We start from the raw sequence: 19722 nt of genomic DNA on the forward strand, positions 1-19722 counted from the left end.
CCCAGGAGCCCACAGGCATGCCCGACTACGGACACGACCTCCTCTTCGGCACCGTCCTGGTGCCTTCGGCCGGGGACGGCGACTCGGCCGTCGCCCTCGCCCGCACGGCCGACCGGGCCGGACTGGACCTGGTGAGCGTCCCGGACCACCCCTACCAGCCGGGCATGCTCGACGCCTGGGCGGCGCTCGCGGTCATCGCCGCGTCCACCTCCCGGGTGCGGGTCTTCCCCAACGTGGCGAACCTGCCGCTGCGTCCGCCCTCCGTGCTGGCCCGAACGGCGGCGAGCCTGGACCTGCTGACCGGCGGGCGCGTCGAGCTGGGCCTCGGCGCGGGGGCCTACTGGGACTCGATCGCCGCGGACGGCGGACCGCGCAGGACCCCCGGCGAGGCGGTCCGGGCGACCCGGGAGGCCATCGAGGTCATCCGGGCGCTCTGGACCCCTGGGCGGCAGGTCCGCCTCGACGGCAAGCACTACGGGCTCTACGGGGCCTCCTCCGGCCCCGCCCCGGCCCACCCCATGTCCCTGTGGGTCGGGGCGGTCGGTCCCCGGATGCTGGAGCTGGTCGGGTCGGCGGGCGACGGCTGGCTGCCCAGCGTGCCGCACGTGCCGCCGGCGCGTCTCGGGGCCGGCCACCGGATCGTCGACGAGGCCGCCGAACGGGCGGGTCGCGCTCCGGCGGACGTACGGCGGTTGTACAACCTCTCGCCGGGACCGGGCGGATTCCCCGAGGGGCCTCCCGCCGCGTGGCCGGAGCAACTGGCCCAACTGGTCCTGGAGCACGGCACCAGCGCGTTCCTGCTGCCGGCCCACCACCCGGATCTGTTGCGGACGTTCGGCGAGGAAGTGGCCCCGGCCACCCGGGAGCTGGTGGAACGGGCGCGCAGGGGCGGCGGCGGTACGGAGCCTCAGGCGCGGCCCGCCGCTCCGGTGCCCCCCGCCCGCCGCCGGGCGGAGCCCTCCGGCGACGGGGACCGGCTCGGGGTGCGGGCCACGCCGCCGCCCGCCGAGCGCTTCTCCACCGAGCGGTTGTGGGACGAGTCGACCCGGCCCGTCGCACCGCCCGCCGGCCCGGAGCGGCGGCGCGACCCGGCTCCGGCGCGCAATCTCGTGGCCGCGCACGACAGCCTCCGGTCCGACCTGGACCGGCTCCGCGAGGTGGCACGGGAGGTGCTGGCGGAGACCCTGGACCCCGGCGCGGCCCGCTCGGAGATCCAGAAGCTGAGCCTGCGTCAGAACAACTGGACGCTGGGCGCCTACTGCGCGTCGTACTGCCGGGTGACCACCCTGCACCACACGCGCGAGGACGAGGACCTCTTCCCGCACCTGCGCCGCTCCGAACCGGGCCTCGCCCCGGTCCTCGACCGGCTCACCGAGGAGCACCACGCCATACAGGGGGTGATCGACCGGCTCGACCGGGAGCTGGTCGCCTTCGTCGAGGGCAAGGGCGGCCGGGACGGGCTGGCCGCCGCGGTGGACCTGCTCACCGACGTACTGCTGTCGCATCTCGCTTACGAGGAAGCGGAGTTGATCGAGCCGATGGCACGGTACGGCACCGGCTGGTGATCCGGCCGGAGCGGCCCGGGCACCCGGGCCGCTCCGCGGTGCCCGCACACTCACCCGGGTTCCTGTCCCGTCGCCACCGGGCGGGACGGGTCCGCCGACCAGGCGGACCAGGAGCCCGGGTAGAGGGCCGCTCCGGTGACGCCCGCGCGTTCCAGGGCGAGCAGGTCGTGGCAGGCGGTGACACCGCTGCCGCAGTAGACGACGACCCCGGTCCCTTCCTCCACGCCGAGCGCCCGGAACCGCTCGCGCAGCCGCTCGGGGGTGTGGAAGGAGCCGTCCGGGGCCAGGTTGCCGGCCCAGGGGGCGCTGCGGGCCCCGGGGACGTGCCCCGACGCCTTGTCGGAGGGGAGTACGGCGGCCCCGGAGTAGCGGTCGGCGGCGCGGGCGTCCAGGACCACGGCCTCGCCGGAGGCGACCTCGTCGGCGGTGCGCAGCAGGTCCCGGGGCCAGTCGACGGGGGTGAGCACAGCCGGTACCGGTGTCACGTCTCCGGTCTCCCGCTCCCCCTCCCAGGCGGCGAGTCCGCCGTCGAGCAGGGCGGCGGGCCGCCCGGTGCTCCGCAGCAGCCAGACCAGCCGGGCGGCGTACGCCCCGCCGTCGGCGTCGTACGCCACCACGGTGGTGCCGTCCCCGACGGAGAGCGCGCCGAGCGCACGGGCGAAGTCCTCGGGGTCCGGCAGCGGGTGGCGCCCTTCCACCTCGTCGGCCGGCGCGGAGAGCACCGTGTCGACGTCGACCCAGACGGCTCCGGGCAGATGTCCGGCCCGGTAGGCGTCCCGGCCGCTGCGGCCGTCGAGGAACCAGCGCACGTCGGCGAGCACGAGCGCGCCGAGGCGCTCGCGTACCCAGGCCGCGTCGACCACGGGCGGGAGGGCAAAGGCGGAGGCGGCGGGGTCCGGCGCGGGGGCGGGTGGGCGTACGGGTTCGGGCACGGCGGGTCCTTCCGGTGGCGCGGGACGTACGGGCGGGCGCGGGGGCCGGTCCCGGGCGGCGCCGCCCGGAACCGGCCCCCGGTCGGTCATTCCTTGCGGTGGACGCGGTCGGGGAGGATCCGGAGCAGGACTCGCTCCCCCTCGGCGACCCTGAGCCGGTCGCTGCCGGTCCACTTGGTGAAGGTGGTACGGGCCAGGGCGAGAGCGGCCTCGCCGGGCTCCACGGCCACGACCCGGCCGCGGATCTCGATGTACCGGCGGCTGTTGACCGAGTCCATCAGCAGGATGTTCACGCGCGGATCGGCCACCACGTTGCGGTACTTCTGCCGGGAGTCGTTGGTGCCGACGAGAACGTGCTCGTCGTCGGCGTGCGGCCAGACCAGGCTGGTCTGGGGGGTGCCGTCGGGCATCAGGGTGGTGAACGCCCCGAGGGTGCGGGCGGCGGCCAGCTCGCGGACGTCGGCGTCAAGCACCGGCGGTCACCGTCCCGGTGCCGAGGCCGGCGACCTGCGGCAGCACCTGGGACGCCGTCAGTTCGGTGGCGGCCCGGACCTCGGCGTACGGGATGCCGCCCACGTCGATGGCGAGCAGGTGCAGGTCGTGGCCCCACGCCTCGTGCAGCCTGCCGAGCTTGTCGACGACTTCGGCGGGGCTGCCGCAGATCGCAGGCCCCTGGTCGCCGATGTAGGTGTCGAAGTCGGGCGGGGTGGTGTGGTGGGTGGTGCCGGGCTTCCTCACGGTGAGGTAGTTGTTCATGTACTGCTGCCAAACGGTCCGGGCGCGCTGGGAGGACTCGGCGACGAACACGTGGCTGGCGGCGCCGAGCCGGCCGGGCGGACCGGCGTGCCCGCGTTCGCGCCACAGGTTCCGGTAGGCGTCGAAGACCGGTACGAACAGGCCTGGTTCACGGGCGGTGGTGCCGACCACCAGGGGAAGCGCGTGGTCGACGGCGAGGTGGACCGACTCGAGGCCGATGCCACCGCTGATCCACAGCGGGGCGCGCTCCTGCACGGGCCTCGGCTGCACGGTCACGCCCGTCAGAGGGGGACGGAACTCCCCCTGCCAGGTGACCTTCTCCTCGGACCACAGGCGCAGCAGCAGTTCGGTGTTCTCGCGTTTGCGCGCGGCCTTGGTGGCGGGGTCCTGGCCGAAGACGGTGTACGGGTCGGGGAAGAAGGAGCCCCCCGCCATCAGTTCGAGGCGGCCGTCGGAGAGCAGGTCGACCAGGGCGTAGTCCTCGGCGACGAGGACCGGGTCGCGGTTGGCGACCAGGGTGGTGCCGGTGGCGAGCCGGATGGTCGAGGTGTGTTCGGCGATGGCCGCCAGGACCAGTGCGGGGGAAGGGATCACGTCGCGTTCCCCGAAGTGGTGTTCGCCGACGGTGTACCAGGCGAAGCCGGCCTGCTCCGCCTCCGCGGCGGCCCGGACCACGTCGCGCAGTCGCTGGCGTTGGGTGAGCGTCTCGCCGGTGAGCGGGTCGGGGAGAAGGCTGCCGAACGTGATGAGCCCTAGCTCCATGTGAGGTCCTCCGTCGTGCCGTGGGTGCGCCGGTCGCCGGGGACGGCGGCCAGCAGTTCTTCGGTGTAGGGGTGGGTGGGGGCCCGCAGGACCTGCTCGGCGGGGCCGCTCTCCACGATCCGGCCGTGCCGCATGACGGCGATCCGGTCGCTGACCTGCGCGACCACCGCGAGGTCGTGGGAGATGAAGAGGTAGCTGAGGCCGTGCCGCTCCTGGAGGCCGGCGAGGAGTTCGAGGATGCGGGCCTGGACGGTGACGTCGAGCGCGGAGACGGGCTCGTCGCAGACCAGGAGTTCGGGACCGAGCGCCAGCGCGCGGGCGATGGCGACACGCTGGCGCTGCCCGCCGGAGAGCTCGGCCGCCTTGCGGTCCTCGGTCCCCGGCGCCAGGGCCACGTCGTCAAGGAGCCGGCGTACGGTCGCGGCCCGCTCGGTCCGGTCCCCGACGCCGTGGTTGCGCAGCGGTTCGGTGAGGATCTCGCCCACGGTGAAGCGCGGATTCAGCGAGGCGTACGGGTTCTGGTAGACGAGCTGCATCCGGCGGTGGACCGCGCGCCGGGCGGCGCCCCGGAGTCCGGTGACGTCGCGGCCGTCGAGCAGCACGCTGCCGCTGTCGGCGCTCTCCAGGCCGAGGATCATGCGGGCGGTGGTGGACTTGCCGGAGCCGGACTCCCCGACGAGTCCCAGGGTCTCGCCGCGGGCGAGGTCGAGGCTGACCCCGTCCACGGCGGTCCGCGTGCGGCGACGGGCGAGGCCGGTGCCGCGGACGGGGAAGGACCGGGTCAGCCCGGTGACCCGGAGCAGCGGTCCGGGCGGCGGATCCTGGGCCTGTACGGAGTTCCGGGCCGGGCCGGAACTCGCCGCGGGCCCAGGGCTTTCGCCGGTGCGGGGTTCCCGTGCCCCGGGGTCCGGCGGCCGGGGCCGCCCGGGGCGCGCGGCCACCGTGGGGACGTCGGCCAGCAGTCGGCGGGTGTACGGGTCGCGGGGGTCGGTGAGCACCTGTTCGGTCGGGCCCGCCTCGACCACCCGGGCCCGTGACATCACCACGACGTGCTGGGCGCGGTCCGCGACCACCGCCAGGTCGTGGGTGACCAGGAGCATCGCGGTGCCGGTGGTGGTGACGACTTCCTGCAGGTGGTCGAGGATCTGCCGCTGCACCGTGACGTCCAGTGCGGAGGTGGGTTCGTCGGCCACCAAGAGGCGGGGGCGGGCGGCGGTGGCCATGGCGATCAGGACGCGCTGGCGCATGCCGCCGGAAAGTTCGTGCGGATACTGGCGGGCGCGCAGCGCGGGGTCGGGCAGCCCGGCCCCGGCGAGCAGGTCGACGGCGCGGCCTCCCGCTTCCCGGCGGGTCGCCAGTCCGTGCACCAGCAGCACTTCGGCGACCTGGCGGCCGACGGGTTTGACGGGGTCGAGGGAGACACCGGGGTCCTGCGGGACGAGGCCGACGTGTCGGCCCCGGACGTCCCGCCAGGCGCGTTCGCCGAGTCCGGTGAGTTCCTCGCCGCGGAGCCGGATCGATCCCGCCTCGACGGTTCCGCCGGCCGGCAGCAGTCCGACGAGGGCGTGGGCGGTACTGCTCTTGCCGGACCCGGACTCGCCCACCACGGCGGTGATCTGTCCGGCCGCCGCGGTGAGGTGGAGTCCGTCGACGGCGACCCGGCGGCCCGCGCCCGTGCCGTAGGCGACCCGCAGTCCCTCGACGACGAGCAAGGGGGCATCGGCGGTCTTGGTGGCCGCCGGGTCGGGCGGGCTCTCCCGGTGCGGGCTGTCCGTCGGGGTGCGCGGGGCGTTCATCGGCGTCCTCTTTCCGCTTCCAGGACCCGCGAGAGCCGGTTGGCCGCGAGCACGACGGCGGTCACGGTGAGGCTGGGCAGGGTGGTGAGCCACCAGGCGGTGGCGAGGTAGTTGCGTCCGTCGGCGACCAGCGAGCCCCATTCGGGGGCGGGCGGGGGCTCCCCGTAGCCGAGGAAGCTGAGTCCGGCGATGGCGAGGACGACGAGACCGAAGTCGAGTGCGGCCAGGGCGAGTACGGGGCCGATGGCGGCGGGCAGGACGTAGCGCGGCAGTATCCGCCACCAGCGCGCGCCGCAGAGGATCGCCGCTTCGACGTACGGGGCGGTCCGCACCCGCAGCACCTCGGCGCGCATGAGCCGGGTGAAGGCCGCGACGCTGGTGACGCCGATGGCGAAGGCGACCTGGGCGGTGCCGAAACCGAGGGCGGTGATGACGGTGAGCGACAGCAGCACCGGCGGCACCGACAGCATGACTTCGACGAGCCGCATGATGACGGAGTCGGCCCAGCGGCCGAAGAAGCCGGCGATGAGGCCGAGCACGACTCCGCCGGCCAGGGCGATCGCGAGGGCGGCGACCGTGGCGCGCAGCGAGAGGGAGGCACCGTGCACCACGCGGGCGTACACATCACGCCCCAACTGGTCTGTTCCGAAGGGGTGTTCCGCGCTGGGGGCCCGGAACTGCTCGGCCGGTACGCCGATCAGCGGGTTGCGGCCGGTGAACCACTCGGGCACGACGGCCCAGCCGAGCACCAGCAGCAGGACCAGCACGGACAGGGTGACGCCGGGCGACCTCAGGGGCAGCGACACGGCTCGCCGCAGCCGGCCGGGCCGGCCCGACGCGGGCTTCGCGCGGTCCTCGCGGTCCGCCGGCTCCGGCGGGCCGGACAGGGACGGGGCGGCGGCCGGGGCGGTACGCGTCATGCCGCCACCAGCCGTCCGGTCGAGCGGATCCGCGGATCGAGCACCGGGTAGACCAGGTCGATCAGCAGGTTCACCACGGCGAACGCCACGGCGGCGACGACCACCACGCCCTGCACCACCGGCAGGTCCTGGGTGGCGACGGCCGACTGGGTGATGCGGCCCATGCCGGGCCGGGAGAAGACGGTCTCCACGATCACCGCGCCGCCGATCAGATAGCCGACCAGGAGTCCGACGACGGTGACGGCGGGGATGGCCGCGTTGCGCAGCCCGTGGCCGAACAGCAGCCGGACCCGGCCCGCTCCGGTGGAGCGGACCGTGTCGGCGTACGGTTCCTGCAGGGTGGTGTGCAGGCTCTTGCCCAGGACCTGGGCCACCAGCGCGGCCCCCGGGATCGCCAGGGTGCAGGCCGGCAGGACCAGGCTCTCGGCACCGGTGTCCCCCAGGGAGGGGAACACGTGCCACTGGAAGGACAGCAGCTGGATGAGGAGCAGCCCCACCCAGAAGGACGGCAGGGAGGCGGCGAGCGACGGCACGGAGCGCAGGAACTGCCGCAGCGGTGAACTCCGGGTGAGGTTCGCGGACACCCCGAGCAGGGTGCCGAGGACCAGCGCGAGACCGAGTGCGATGAGCCCCACCCGGAGGGTCGGCGGCATCGCGTCGGCAATCATCCGGGAGACCGGCTGACCGGTCTGGAGCGAGGCGCCGAAGTCCCCGTGCAGCGCGTCGACGAGCGCGGAGCCGTACTGGGTGAGCAGCGGGCGGTCGAAGCCGAGCTCCGCCCGCGCCTCGGCGATCTGCTGGGGCGTCAGTTCCTCGAAGCCGCCGCGTCCGCTGAGCATCAGCGCGACGGGGTCGCCGGGCAGCAGCCGCAGCGCGACGAAGGTGAGGGTGAAGGCGGCCCAGACGACGAACAGCGCGCGCGATGCCCGGGTGGCCGCGTACAGGGCCGTGGTCACGGGTTCTCCTCCCCTCAGCCGAGCCAGGCGTCGTGCAGGTCGAGCCGGTTGGAGGCGTCGAGTTCGAGGCCTCCGACCTTGTCGGACACGCCGTGGACCTGGGCGCCCTCGTACAGGGGAACCGTGTCGGCGTGGTCGAGGAGCCAGTCGACGGCGGAGGTCACGGCCTCCTGCCGGCTCTTCTCGTCGGGGGCCGCGGCCTGCTTCTCCAGGAAGCCGTCGAGATCGCTCGGCGGCAGGTGCCAGAGGTTGGAGCCCTTGCTGTAGAAGAGGTTGCGCAGCACGTCCGGGTCGGCCCGGCTGACGCCGACGGCCGTGAGGTCGAACTGGCCCTTGCCCTGCTGCTCGACGTACGCGGCCGGCGGGACCGCCTTGAGCTTCACGTCGACGCCGATCTTGCGCAGCTGGGCCTGGACCGCCTCGTCGGCGGGCGGCATGGGCGCCGGGATCAGCCAGGTGAGGCTGAGCGGCTTGCCGTTCTTGGCCCGGAGGCCGTCGGCGCCCTTCTTCCAGCCGGCTTCGTCGAGCAGGGCTCCGGCCCCTTCGGGGTCGTACCGGAGCTTGTCACCCGCGCTCTTGTAGAACGGGGTGGCCGAGGACAGCACACTGGTGGCGGGCTTGTACGCGGAGCTGAAGACGGTCTCTACCAGTTCCTGCCGGTCGACACCGATCAGCAGCGCCCGGCGCACCTTCTGGTCGGCCAGGATTCCCTTGTGGTTGAGGGAGAGCGGGGGCACGACGCCGGGGGCGGGCGAGGAGAGGATCCGGAAACCGTTGCCCTTGAAGCGGACCTCGTCGGTGGGCTGCAACGCCTTGGCGATCTGGACCTGCCCGGAGCCGAGGGCGCCGGAGCGGGCCCCGCCCTCGGGGATGAACGAGAACGTCACGCTGTCGAGGTGGGCCGCGCCCTTGGTGGTGGCCAGGGACGAGGGCCAGGCGTAGTCCGCGCGCTTCTTCAGCACGGCTTCCTGATTGGCGGTGTAGTGGTCGAGGACGTACGGGCCGGAGCCGATGAACGAGCCGCGGCAGCGTTCGGCTGCGGAGGCGGAGAAGGTGGCCGGCGACAGGATGCCGAGCCCGGTGGTCGAGGTCGCCTGCAGGAACTGGGCGTTGGGGGCGTCGAATTTCACCGTCAGCCGCTGGGCCCCGTCCACGGTGGTTCCCTCGTAGCCGCGCAGATAGCTGGGCGCCCCGTTGGCGGGGAGCTTGACCAGGTTGTCGAACGTGGCTTTGACCGCGGCGGCGTCGACGGGTTTGCCGTCGCTGAAGGTGGCGCCCTCGCGCAGTACGAAGGTGAAGGCGCGGCCGTCGGCGCTGGTCTCGAAGGACGTGGCGAGCCAGGGGACGATGCGCCCGGTCTTCGGGTCCTGGTCGGTGAGGGTGTCGACGACGGAGCGCGAGATGTCCAGGGCCGCTATCTGGCCGGTCTGCTGCGGGTCCAGGCAGGAGGGGTCCGCCTCGGAGCCGATGAGCAGGGTGCCACCGTCGCGGGGCGTGCCACCGCTCGCGCTCGCACCGGTGTTCTCCGTGCCGCCGCCGGAGCAGGCGGCGACGGGGAGGGCGACGGCCAGCAGCGCGAGGGCGAGGCGGAGCCGCGGGCGGTGGTCCGGCCCGGAGGTTCTTGGGGACATCGGGGTACCTCTCTGAGGTGCGGGGTGCGGGTGGTGCGGACGTGCGGGGGGTTCGGGTGACGCAAGGGTCCGGGTGAGAGGGGGCGGCCCGGGGCGCGGCGCTTCAGTCGGCGGTGAGGGCTTCGACGGTGCGCAGCGGCAGGTCGCGCAGGCGCAGTCCGGTGGCGTGGTGGACGGCGTTCGCCACGGCGGCGCCCACCCCGATGGGGGCGAGTTCGCCGATGCCGCGTCCGCCGAGCGCCCCGGCGTGCGGGTCGTACTCGTCGACGAAGGACACGTCGAGATCGGGGACGTCGGCGTTCACGGGGATGAGGTAGCCGGCGAAGTTCTTGTGGACGAACCGGCCGAGGACCGGGTCGACGGCGGACTCCTCCAGAAGGGCCTGTCCGATCCCCCACACCGCGCCGCCCGTGAGCTGACTGTGCGCCGTGAGCGGGTTGATCACCCGGCCGGCGCTGTAGACGCCGGTCAGCCGCCGAACCCGGGTGGTGCCCAGACCGGCGTCGACCCCGACCTCGACGAAGACGGCGCCGAAGCTGTGCACGGAGTGGTCGGACGGGCGCGGCAGCCAGGTCTCGGTGACGGTGACGGTCTCGGCCGGGGGCCGCGCGTCGCCCCCGAGCCGCTCCAGCAGGGCCAGTGCGGCGGCCCGGACGGCGGAGCCGAGGCTGTTGGCGGTGGAGGATCCGACCGAGTAGAGGTTGGCCGGCAGGGCGGTGTCGCCCATCTCGAAGGTGACCAGGTCGCGGTCGATGCCGAGTGTCTCGGCGGCGATCTGCGGCATGATCGTCCGGGTGCCGCCGCCGATCTCCTGGGTGCCGGCCGACAGGGTGACGTGCCCGTCGGGGTCCATCGAGATGCGGGCGGTCGCGGGCAGCCGGACCGAGTGGAGGATCACGCTGGCCATGCCCTGCCCCACCAGTTCGTCGCCGTCGCGGAGGCTGCGCGGCCGCATCGGACGGTTCTGCCAGCCGAAGCGCCGGGCGCCCTCCTCGTAGCAGGCGCGCAGCTCCTTGGAGGAGAAGGGGCGCTTCTCGGTGGGGTCCTCCTCCGCGTAGTTGCGCAGCCGCAGTTCCAGCGGGTCGATGTCGAGGGCGTAGGCGAGTTCGTCCATGGCCGATTCCAGGGCGAACATGCCGGTCCCCTCGTGCGGAGCGCGCATCGGGGTGGGCAGGTTCAGGTCGGCGGGCAGCACCGAGGTCCGGGTCTCGATGGCGTCGGCGGCGTACAGGGTGCGGGTGCCGACGGTGGAGAACTCGGGGTATTCGGCGTAGCGGGCGGTGGTGTTGACCGAGTGGTGGCGTACGGCGGTGAGGGTGCCGTCGGCGCGCGCGGCGAGCAGCACGTGCTGGCGGGTCCCGGGCTGGTAGCCGTGCGCGGTGAAGCTCTGGGCGCGGGTGAGGGCCAGCGAGACGGTCCCGCCGACCAGGCGGGCGGCGACGGCGGCGATCAGGACGTGCGGCCAGACGTATCCCTTGGCGCCGAAGCCGCCGCCGACGTGTTCGGCGACGACCCGCACGGCGTCCTCGGGGATTCCGAGCACGGCGGCGACGGTGGCGCGTACGGCGAACAGCGACTGGGTGGCGTCGTGCAGGGTGAGGGCGGACCCGTCCCAGGAGGCGACCGTCGCGGCGGGTTCGATGGGGCTGTGGTGGCGGGCGGCGGTGGTGAAGTCGCGGGAGAGCACGAGGTCGGCGCCGGCGACGGCGGCGTCGATGTCGCCGGTGTCCGAGGAGGAGGGCACCAGCCAGTCGCGGGCGGGCCGGGCATCGGCCGGGTCCGCGTCCGCCGGGACGACGGCCGGTTCGGTGGCGTAGTCGATCCGGACGGCGTCCGCCGCCTCCCGGGCGAGGTCGAGACGGTCGGCGAGGACCACCGCGACGGGCTGGCCCTCGTAGTGCACCCGGTCGTCCTGCAGTGGCAGCAGCCGCTGGACGTAGACGGCGACCTTGCCCTCGGCGATCTGGCCGCCCTCGTCGAGCGGGCCGAGGCGGGGGGCGTTCTCGTGGGTGAGCAGGCGGACGCCGGGGAAGTCCCGGTCCAGGGTGATGCGGGTGATCCGGCCGCGTGCCACGGTGGAGTTGACGAGGACGGCGTGGGTGGAGGCCGGCCGGTCGGTGGCGAAGCGGGCGGCGCCGGTGAGCTTCTCCCGGGCGTCGGTGCGGGTGTACCGGTCGGCGGTGGGCGCGGTCATGGGCTCTCTCCCGTCAGGGCGCGGACCACGGTCCTGCGGACCAGCGGGACCTTGAAGGCGTTTCCGGGCAGGGTGCGGGCGCCGTCCAGTTCGGTTGCGAGGGCGTCGGCGACCGACTCGGGGGTCAACGGCCCTCCTCTGAGGGCTTGTTCGGCTCCGCGCAGCCGCCAGGGCCGGGGGGCCACTCCGCCGAGCGCGATCCGGACGTCGCTCACCGTGCCCCGGTCGACGGTGACGGCGACCGCCGCGGAGACGAGGGCGAACTCGTACGACGCCCGCTCGCGGACCTTGAGGTAGCGCGAGAGAGCGGCGAGCGGTGTGGCGGGAACCCGGATTCCGGTGATCATCTCCGCGTGCTCCAGGCGGTGTTCGACGTGCGGAGGGCTGTCCGCAGGGGCGTACAGCGCCTCGATGCCGAGCGCGCGTTCCCCTCGGGCGCCCCGGACCAGGACGGTCGCGTCCAGCGCGGCCAGGGCGACCGCGAGATCCGACGGGTGGGTGGCGACGCAGGCGTCGCTCGTCCCGAAGAGCCCGGCGGCCCGCTGGTGCCCGGTGAGGGCGGCGCATCCGGAGCCGGGGGTCCGCTTGTTGCAGGGCAGGTCGGTCTCGGCACGGAAGTACGGGCACCGGGTGCGCTGGAGCACGTTCCCGCCGAGCGTGGCGAGGTTGCGCAACTGGGGTGAGGCGGACTTCTCCAACGCCGTTGCCAGCGCGGGGAAGGCGGCCCGTACGAGGGGGTGCGCGGCGGCGTCGGAGAGCCGGGTGAGTGCGCCGAGGACCAGCCCGTCGGGGCCGGCCGAGACGCCGGTCAGGGCGGTCCGTGAGATGTCGACGAGCAGGCCGGGATGCTCGATGTCCTCTTTGAGCAGACCCAGCAGGTCGGTGCCGCCGGCGATCAGCCGGGCGTCCGGGCGGTCGGCGAGCAGAGTGACGGCGGCATCGGCGTCGGCCGCCCTGGCGTACGCGAAGTCACGCATCGCGGGCCGCCGTTTCGCCGGTGCGGCGCGCCGCGTCGCGTACGGCGGCGACGATCTGCGGGTAGGCGGCGCAGCGGCAGAGGTTGCCGCTCATCCACTCCCGGATCTCGTCGTCGTCGCCGGTGTGGCCCTCCGCGATGCAGGCGACGGCGGAGAGCAGCTGGCCGGGGGTGCAGTAGCCGCACTGGAAGGCGTCGTGCCGGACGAACGCCTCCTGCACCGGGTGCAGGGTGCCGTCCTCGGCCGCCAGCCCTTCCACGGTGGTGAGTTCGCGCCCGTCCTGCATCACCGCGAGAGCGGTGCACGCGTTGATCCGGCGCCCGTCGGCGAGCACGGTGCAGGCACCGCACTCGCCCCGGTCGCAGCCGATCTTGGTTCCGGTCAGACCCAGTTCGTCGCGGAGGGCGCCGGCCAGGGTGAGCCGGGCCTCAATGTCGATGGTGTGCTGGACACCGTTGACCGTCAGGGTCACTTTCGCCTCGGGCATGTCCGCCTCTTCCTCTCCTGCTCCGTCGTCGCCGGCCCGCTCGTCCCGTCGTCAGCCCTTGGCGACCGCCTCACGGACGGCCGGGACGATCTCCTCGGCCCAGCGCTCGATGCCGATGCGGCCCGAGGGGTCGCCCGAGGCGAAGTACACGAATCCGGAGGCGCCGTGTTCGAGCACCGCCTCGGTGAGTTCCTCGGTCCACTGGCCGGTGGAACCGCCGAGCCAGCGCCCGGTGGCGTCCCGGGTCGACGGCAGCGGGGCGTCGGTGACGCGGCCGGGCAGGTTGAACACGGTCGCGATGTCGGCGGGGTCGCGGCCGGCCTCCCGGGCGGCCTCGTCGACCAGCGGGCGCGAGGTGCGGTAGCGCTCGCTGCGCCAGTCGGCCGCGTTTCCCGGTATCCAGCCGTCCGCCGTCCGGCCGGTCACGGCCAGGGACTTCGGGCCGACCGACCCCGTCCACACCAGAGGTGCGGGGACCGCCGCCGGGTCCAGCGCGTCGACCCGGGTGAACTCGCCGTCCAGGGTGACCGGCGCGCCGCCGCCGTGCAGCGCCCGGACGAGGCCGATGGCCTCCTCCATGGCGCGTACGGCGGCGGCGGATCCGAGCCGGTCCACCCCGAAGCGCACGATGTCGTCCCAGTACCCGCCGGCGCCGACGCCGTAGACGACCCGGCCGCCGGAGAGCACGGAGAGGGTTGCCAGCGAACGGGCGAGCAGCGGTACCGGCCGGGTCGGCGTGTTGGTGACGGTGGCGACCCCCGTGATGTTCCGGGTGCGGCCGAGGAGCAGCGCGAGGGAGGAGTAGGCCTCCAGCCGGTCACCGAAGTACGGGTGGTCGGAGACGGTGAAGAAGTCGAGCCCCGCCCTGTCCGCGTACTCGACGGTGCGCACGATCTCGGACGCGTCGGCGACTCCGATCCCCGGTCCTACGCCGAACCACAGTCTGCGTGCGAGCCGTTCTGGCATGGCTGGAGGCCACCTTCTTCCTGGTGCGGGCCGTGCGGGTGCACGGAGCGTTGCTCGATGGGTGGGGCGGGGGCCGGGCGGCCGTCAGGCGCGCACGGCCTCGACGATGCTGCAGTGGCCGCCGGGGACGACACGGGAGAGCCGGAGGCCGGCGGAGGTGAGCAGGGCGGCGAACTCGTCGGTGGTGCGCTGCTGTCCGCCGGCCACCACGAGCATGTCGAGGTCCATCAGGGAGACCGTGGGCGAGGGGCGCGGCCGGTCCGGCAGCACCGCTTCCACCAGCAGGACGCGGCCTTGGTCGGCGAGGGCGTCGCGGGCGTTGACGAGAATGCGGCGGGACTGCTCGTCGTCCCAGTCGTGGATGATGTTGGACAGGACGACCGCGTCGGCGCCGGCCGGCACCGAGGCGAAGAAGTCTCCGGCCACGAGCTCCGCGCGGTCCCGCACTCCCGCGTCGTCCAGCGGCGCTCCGGCGCCGGCGATGACCTCGGGGCGGTCGTAGAGGATGCCGCGCGTGTGCGGCGACGAGGCGAGGACGGCGGCCAGCAGGGCGCCGCGCCCGCCGCCCGCGTCCACCACGGTGCCGAAGGGCGAGAAGTCGTAGGCGTCGACGACGGGTGCGATGATCTGCCGGGACGCCTCCGTCATGGCCCGGTCGAACACGCCGAGCACCTCGGGGTGTTCGTGCATGTAGTCCCAGACCGGTTTGCCGAGCACTTGGGCGAAGGCGGTCTGCCCGGTGCGCACGGCGTCGGCGAGTCCGGCCCAGGCGTGTCGTTCCGCGGGCAGGCCGGTCCAGATCGCGAAGTTCCGCAGACTGACCGGGCTGTCGACGCGCAGGGCGTCGCCCAGGGGCGTCAGTTCGAAGACCTGGTCGTCGTTCTCGGCGAACAGCCCGATGTCGGCGCATGCCCGCAGCAGCCGGTAGAGGCTGGGGGCGTGCGTGTCGGTGGCGGCGGCGATCTCGGCCAGGGGCCGGGGCCCGTCGGCGAGCGCGTCGGCGACGCCGAGTTCGGCGGCGGCGCTCACCGCCTGGGCGAGCCAACCGGCCGTGAGGATCTGCAGCACCTGTGCGGGCAGGGGCGGTTCGTTGCTGGCTGTGGGCATGGCGGAGCTTCCTCCTTGATGAGGGGTGGTGGCCGGGGACTTCGGATCGGGGCGCACCGACAGGCCCGGATGAAGCCTGTTCCGAGTGACCGGCAGATTCAAGGCACGTTGTGTCAGGTCTTTGTGCAGTACGTCAGATCCCTGCAGATGTGCAGGTCAGTGGCCCGGAGCGCCCTGCGGCCCCTGGCCGGTACTCCACACCAGGTCGAAGGAGAACCGGTTGACGCGCCACCCGTCGGGGGTGCGCACGGCGGTCGCCTCGTAGTGGCCGCCGATGTCGAAGTGGGTGGCCGGTTCGCCGGCGGTGCGGACGTGTACGGCGGTCAGGTGGGCCCGCACGGTGGCGCGGTCGCCGTCCACGGCGACGGCGTGCGCGGAGGCTTGGTGGTGCGTGCGCTCGAAGGTGGTGCGGGCCATTTCCTGGAACGCGGCGAGCCCGGAGAATCCCTCGTACGTCCCCATGGGGAGGGTGAGTTCGGCGTCCTCGGTGAAGACGTCGGCGAACCAGTCGTCGCGGTGGCGGTCCCGGTCGAGGTGGTGGACGTAGCGGTCGACGAGGTCTACGAGGTCGGCCCGGTCGGTGAGCCGGCGGACCTCGGCGCGCAGGGCGCTCACGGTCTCCCCGGTGGTGTCGGGCTCTCCGTCGTCGTGTCCGGCGCGGGGCTCGGTCCGGTTCTGCGGCGCGGCGCCGGTGGCGGTGGTGGTCATGTCGACTCGGCCTCTCCTTCTGGGATGCGGGTGGTGCGGGGCGGGCGGTGCGGGGTGGTGGGGTCGGTGCGGGGCGGGCGGGGCGGGGCGATGGGTCAGTGGGTGCGGGGCGGGCGGGGCGGGGCGACGGGTCAGTGGGTGTGGGGCGGGCGGTCGGGGCGGGCGCGGGCGGCCCTCAGGGTGGCTCCGGGTCGGCGAGGCACCCGCCCAGGAAGTCCAGCGCTCCCCGGTGGTAAGCGCGGGCGGTCAGCCCCAGGCTGATGTTGTGGCCGGTTTCCGGGAGCCGTTCGGTGTGCACCCGGGGTGCGTGCACGAACCGTGCGGCGAGGTCGGCGAGGTCGTCGTCGCCGTGCCGCCACCAGGGTTCGTGCGCGGCGAAGGTGAACCGCAGCGGCACCCGGACGCGGGGCGCGATCTCTTCGAAGTCGGCTGCCCAGGAGGCGAGTTCGGCGACCTCCGCAGCCGGTACCGGGGCGGCCGGCACCCGGCCGGGCCGGAAGGCGCCGGCCGGGTAGAGACGGGCGGGACCCCAGTGCCGCACCGCCCGGCGGATACCGGCGCGGGGCAGCGGCTCGTCGGCACGGACCGTACTGCGGTGGCCGCAGCCCGAGATGTCGATGCCGCGCAGACCGGGCAGCCCTTCGTCGGCGGCCAGCCGCAGGGCCAGCTTGCCGCCGAAGGAGTGCGCGAGCAGCAGCAGACGTCCGGCGTCGCCGGGGCGCCGCTCCGAGAATCCCGCCAGCGCGGCGCGCACCACCACCGCCTGCTCGGCGAGCGGCAGCCCGGCGGGCAGGCGGGCGGCGGAGTCCCCGTAGCCGGGGCGGTCGACCGCCAGCACCGTGTATCCGAGGCTCGCGCCGAGGGTCAGCAGCGAGAGCGACGGATGGGCCTGCCCGTCGAAGTACCCGGAGGTGACCCCGCCGCCGTGCACCGCGACCACGACCGCACGTGGGGCACGGCCCGCGGCGGGTTCGGCGAGCAGCGCGGAGAGCTGGACGCCCGCGCCGTCGAGGACGACGCGGCGCACCCCGGCGGACAGCGGCGGGGCGACGGCGGACGGGGTCACGGCGGTCACGCGGGATCCGCTCCGGCCGCCGTGCGCAGCGCCGCCGCCCGGTCGGTCCGCTCCCAGGTGAACTCCGGCAGCTCGCGCCCGAAGTGGCCGTACGCGGCGGTCAGCGCGTAGATCGGCCTCAGCAGGTCGAGGTCCCGGATGATCGCCGCGGGGCGCAGGTCGAAGACCTCGCCGATCGCCCGCTCGATGGCGACCGGGTCCACGGTGGCGGTACCGAAGGTCTCGACGAAGAGACCGACCGGGGCCGCCTTCCCGATGGCGTAGGCCACCTGGATCTCGCAGCGGGTGGCGAGCCCGGCGGCCACCACGTTCTTGGCCACCCAGCGGGTGGCGTAGGCGGCCGAACGGTCCACCTTGGAAGGGTCCTTGCCGGAGAACGCGCCGCCGCCGTGCCGGGAGTAGCCGCCGTACGTGTCGATGATGATCTTGCGGCCGGTGAGTCCGGCGTCCCCCATCGGGCCGCCGATCTCGAAACGCCCGGTGGGGTTGACCAGCAGACGGTAGTTCTCGGTGTCCAGCTTGAGACCGGCGTCCAGCAGCACCGCGAGCACGTGCTCGACGACGTGGCGGCGGATGTCGGGGATCAGCAGGCCGTCCAGGTCCACGTCGCCCGCGTGCTGCGAGGAGACGACGACCGTGTCGAGGCGCACCGGGCGGTCGCCGTCGTACTCGACGGTGACCTGAGTCTTGCCGTCGGGCCGCAGGTAGGGCACGGTCCCGTCCTTGCGGACCTCGGCGAGCCTGCGGGCCAGCCGGTGGGCCAGCTGGATCGGCAGCGGCATCAGTTCGGGCGTTTCGTCGCAGGCGTAGCCGAACATCAGGCCCTGGTCGCCGGCCCCCTGCCGGTCGAGGTCGTCCTCCTGCCCGGCCACCCTGCTCTCGTAAGCGGTGTCCACGCCCTGGGCGATGTCGGGCGACTGGGCGCCGATGGACACCGAGACTCCGCAGGACGCGCCGTCGAAGCCCTTGTGCGAGGAGTCGTAGCCGATGGAGAGGATGCGTTCGCGCACCAGTTGGGCGATGGGGACGTAGGCGGTGGTGGTCACCTCGCCCGCGACCTGCACCAGGCCCGTGGTGATCAGCGTCTCCACGGCGACCCGGGCGGTCGGATCGGCGCGCAGCAGGGCGTCGAGGACGGTGTCGCTGATCTGGTCGGCGATCTTGTCCGGGTGTCCCTCGGTCACCGATTCCGAGGTGAACAGGCGTACTGCCATCACACGTCCTTCGTCTGCGGGGCGGGCGCGCCGGCCGGGACGCGCGCCGGGGGCGGGCCGAACCAGCGGTGCAGTGCCTCGGTGAGCCCGTTGGCCCCCGAGATGGTGGAGACCCAGGCGGCGTATCCGTCGGGGCGTATCAACAGGGCTGTCACGGAGGCGAGTTCGTCGTCCGCCTCGTCGGCCGGCTTGGGGGCGGCGGTGGTGACCGCCACCCGGCCGCGCCAGGGGGCGGCTGCCTCGCGCACCGCCGGGTCGTCGCTCAGGTCGAGCAGGACTCCGCGGGCGGAGTGCAGGAGCCGGGTGGTGGTGGTCTCGCCGGCGGGCCCGACCAGCACCCGTCGTGCGACGCGGCGGCCGGCCAGCGGGTGGCCGCCACCGGTGTCGTAGCGCACGTCGAGGCCGCTCACCGCTCCGGCGAGATGGCGCTTGACGTCGTCGTACTCGATGAGTTCGGCGAACAGGGCGCGCAGCGGGTCCGATTCGCGCCCACCGAGGAAGACGGTGCCCTGGGCGCGGGTGTTCGTCAGCAGCCGGGCACCGGCCGGGTGGCGCTCGGAGTGGTACGTGTCGAGCAGCGGGTCGGGGGCCGTCCCCCGGGCGACCGCGGCCAGTTTCCAGCCGAGGTTGACCGCGTCGAGTATGCCGGTGCTCATGCCCTGGCCGCCGGCGGGCAGGTGGATGTGGGCGGCGTCGCCCGCGAGCAGCACGCGGCCCCTGCGGTATTCGGCGGCCTGGCGGGTGGCGTCGGTGAAGGAGCTCACCCACTCGGTGGCGGCGTCGGCGATGTCCTCACCGGTGAGGCGCTGCCACGCGGCGGCGACCTCGGCGAAGGCGGCGGGAACGTCGTCGTCGCCGGGCGGGCTGCCGTCCGGGCAGACGATGACGCGGTCCACCCCGTCGGCCAGCGGAGCGGCCATCACCATGCCGTGCTCCAGACGTTCGCCCAGCGGCCGGGGGCGCAGCGACCGGCCGACGACGTCGGCCAGGTACATCACACGGGAGGCGGGGGTACCGGGGAAGGCGATGCCGGCCGCCTCGCGGACCGGACTGCGACCGCCGTCGCAGCCCACCAGGTAGGCGGCGCGCAGCCTGCGTTCGCCCTCCGGGGTGCGTGCGGTGATCTCCACCGAACCGTCGTCGGGCCCGGCGCCCCGGTGCAGTTCGGCGAATTCCCATCCGCGGTGCACACGGGCCCCGCGTTCGACGGCCCAGCTCTCCAGGACGGCCTCGGTCCGGGACTGGGGTATGCCGCGGGCGCCGAAGTGGGCGCCCGGCAGCACGGTGTAGTCGAACCGGACGCCGCCGAAGTGGCCCATCGGGCTGGTCTCGGGCGTACCGCACGGCTCGAACCGGGACAGCAGCCCGCGCTGGTCGAACGTCTCCATCGCCCGCGCGGTGAAGCCCAGCCCCCGGGACTGCCCGGTGGGCGCGGTGAGGCGTTCCAGGACCTCGACGCGTACGCCGCCGAGGCGGAGTTCGCCCGCGAGTGTGAGGCCGGTGGGGCCGGCGCCGACAATGATCACGTCGGTGTCCAGCTCTTCGGCCGCCGGTACCCCGCTGTCCGGCCCTTCGGTGTCCGGCCCCTCGGTGTCCGGCCCTTCGGTGTCCGGCGTCTCGGTGTCCGGCGTCTCGGCGGTCACGTGCCGGGGGTCCGCCGCGGTCCTGCGTTCCGT

17 protein-coding genes are annotated in these 19722 nt (G+C 74.0%); 1 reads left to right on the forward strand and 16 read right to left on the reverse strand.

Annotated features, from left to right (window positions below; all coding sequences use genetic code 11):
- Positions 1-17 precede the first annotated feature (17 nt).
- Entirely contained in the window at positions 18-1565 is a 1548-nt protein-coding gene (locus OHT52_RS02910) for an LLM class flavin-dependent oxidoreductase (RefSeq protein WP_328718530.1), read from the forward strand.
- Positions 1566-1615: 50 nt separating this feature from the next.
- Here the strand turns inward: OHT52_RS02910 and OHT52_RS02915 are convergent, their stop codons facing one another.
- From OHT52_RS02915 to OHT52_RS02990, 16 genes are all read right to left on the reverse strand, one after another.
- Positions 1616-2428 (reverse strand): sulfurtransferase, encoded by an 813-nt coding sequence (locus tag OHT52_RS02915; protein WP_443046760.1) that lies wholly within the window; start codon positions 2426-2428, stop codon positions 1616-1618.
- Positions 2429-2583: 155 nt separating this feature from the next.
- Complete coding sequence (locus OHT52_RS02920; protein WP_328718532.1) at positions 2584-2970, reverse strand: TIGR03618 family F420-dependent PPOX class oxidoreductase; 387 nt, start codon at positions 2968-2970, stop codon at positions 2584-2586.
- The gene (locus OHT52_RS02925) at positions 2963-4015 is read right to left on the reverse strand and encodes an LLM class flavin-dependent oxidoreductase (protein ID WP_328718533.1); all 1053 of its coding nucleotides are present in this window, start codon (positions 4013-4015) and stop codon (positions 2963-2965) included. Before OHT52_RS02925 ends, OHT52_RS02920 begins: the two co-directional genes overlap by 8 nt.
- Positions 4006-5811 (reverse strand): ABC transporter ATP-binding protein, encoded by a 1806-nt coding sequence (locus OHT52_RS02930; protein ID WP_328718534.1) that lies wholly within the window; start codon positions 5809-5811, stop codon positions 4006-4008. The genes OHT52_RS02925 and OHT52_RS02930 overlap by 10 nt, the downstream gene beginning before the upstream one ends.
- Positions 5808-6731: an ABC transporter permease gene (locus OHT52_RS02935; protein ID WP_328718535.1), complete on the reverse strand. Its 924-nt coding sequence runs from the start codon at positions 6729-6731 to the stop codon at positions 5808-5810. The genes OHT52_RS02930 and OHT52_RS02935 overlap by 4 nt, the downstream gene beginning before the upstream one ends.
- Positions 6728-7687 (reverse strand): ABC transporter permease, encoded by a 960-nt coding sequence (locus tag OHT52_RS02940; RefSeq protein ID WP_328718536.1) that lies wholly within the window; start codon positions 7685-7687, stop codon positions 6728-6730. The genes OHT52_RS02935 and OHT52_RS02940 overlap by 4 nt, the downstream gene beginning before the upstream one ends.
- A 14-nt stretch (positions 7688-7701) precedes the next feature.
- Positions 7702-9318, reverse strand: a complete 1617-nt coding sequence (locus tag OHT52_RS02945; protein WP_328718537.1) for an ABC transporter substrate-binding protein — start codon at positions 9316-9318, stop codon at positions 7702-7704.
- A gap of 103 nt (positions 9319-9421) precedes the next feature.
- A complete protein-coding gene (locus OHT52_RS02950; RefSeq protein ID WP_328718538.1) occupies positions 9422-11512 on the reverse strand; it encodes a xanthine dehydrogenase family protein molybdopterin-binding subunit in 2091 nt (696 codons plus the stop codon).
- Positions 11509-12489: an FAD binding domain-containing protein gene (locus tag OHT52_RS02955; RefSeq protein ID WP_328718539.1), complete on the reverse strand. Its 981-nt coding sequence runs from the start codon at positions 12487-12489 to the stop codon at positions 11509-11511. Before OHT52_RS02955 ends, OHT52_RS02950 begins: the two co-directional genes overlap by 4 nt.
- A complete protein-coding gene (locus OHT52_RS02960) occupies positions 12482-12976 on the reverse strand; it encodes a (2Fe-2S)-binding protein (RefSeq protein ID WP_328718540.1) in 495 nt (164 codons plus the stop codon). Before OHT52_RS02960 ends, OHT52_RS02955 begins: the two co-directional genes overlap by 8 nt.
- Positions 12977-13027: 51 nt before the next feature.
- On the reverse strand, positions 13028-13942 hold the full coding sequence (locus tag OHT52_RS02965) for an LLM class flavin-dependent oxidoreductase (protein WP_328718541.1): 915 nt from the start codon (positions 13940-13942) through the stop codon (positions 13028-13030).
- Positions 13943-14026: 84 nt separating this feature from the next.
- Complete coding sequence (locus OHT52_RS02970) at positions 14027-15049, reverse strand: methyltransferase (protein WP_328718542.1); 1023 nt, start codon at positions 15047-15049, stop codon at positions 14027-14029.
- 156 nt (positions 15050-15205) lie between these two features.
- Positions 15206-15757: a nuclear transport factor 2 family protein gene (locus tag OHT52_RS02975; RefSeq protein ID WP_328718543.1), complete on the reverse strand. Its 552-nt coding sequence runs from the start codon at positions 15755-15757 to the stop codon at positions 15206-15208.
- A 175-nt stretch (positions 15758-15932) separates the two neighbouring features.
- Entirely contained in the window at positions 15933-16832 is a 900-nt protein-coding gene (locus OHT52_RS02980) for an alpha/beta hydrolase (protein WP_328718544.1), read from the reverse strand.
- Positions 16829-18046 carry a methionine adenosyltransferase gene (gene metK, locus OHT52_RS02985; protein WP_328718545.1) on the reverse strand — a complete coding sequence of 406 codons (1218 nt, stop codon included), beginning with the start codon at positions 18044-18046 and terminating at the stop codon, positions 16829-16831. The genes OHT52_RS02980 and metK overlap by 4 nt, the downstream gene beginning before the upstream one ends.
- A complete protein-coding gene (locus OHT52_RS02990; RefSeq protein ID WP_328723592.1) occupies positions 18046-19584 on the reverse strand; it encodes an FAD-dependent monooxygenase in 1539 nt (512 codons plus the stop codon). Before OHT52_RS02990 ends, metK begins: the two co-directional genes overlap by 1 nt.
- Positions 19585-19722 lie beyond the last annotated feature (138 nt).

This window comes from Streptomyces sp. NBC_00247 (genome assembly GCF_036188265.1).
Taxonomy (GTDB): Bacteria; Actinomycetota; Actinomycetes; order Streptomycetales; family Streptomycetaceae; genus Streptomyces.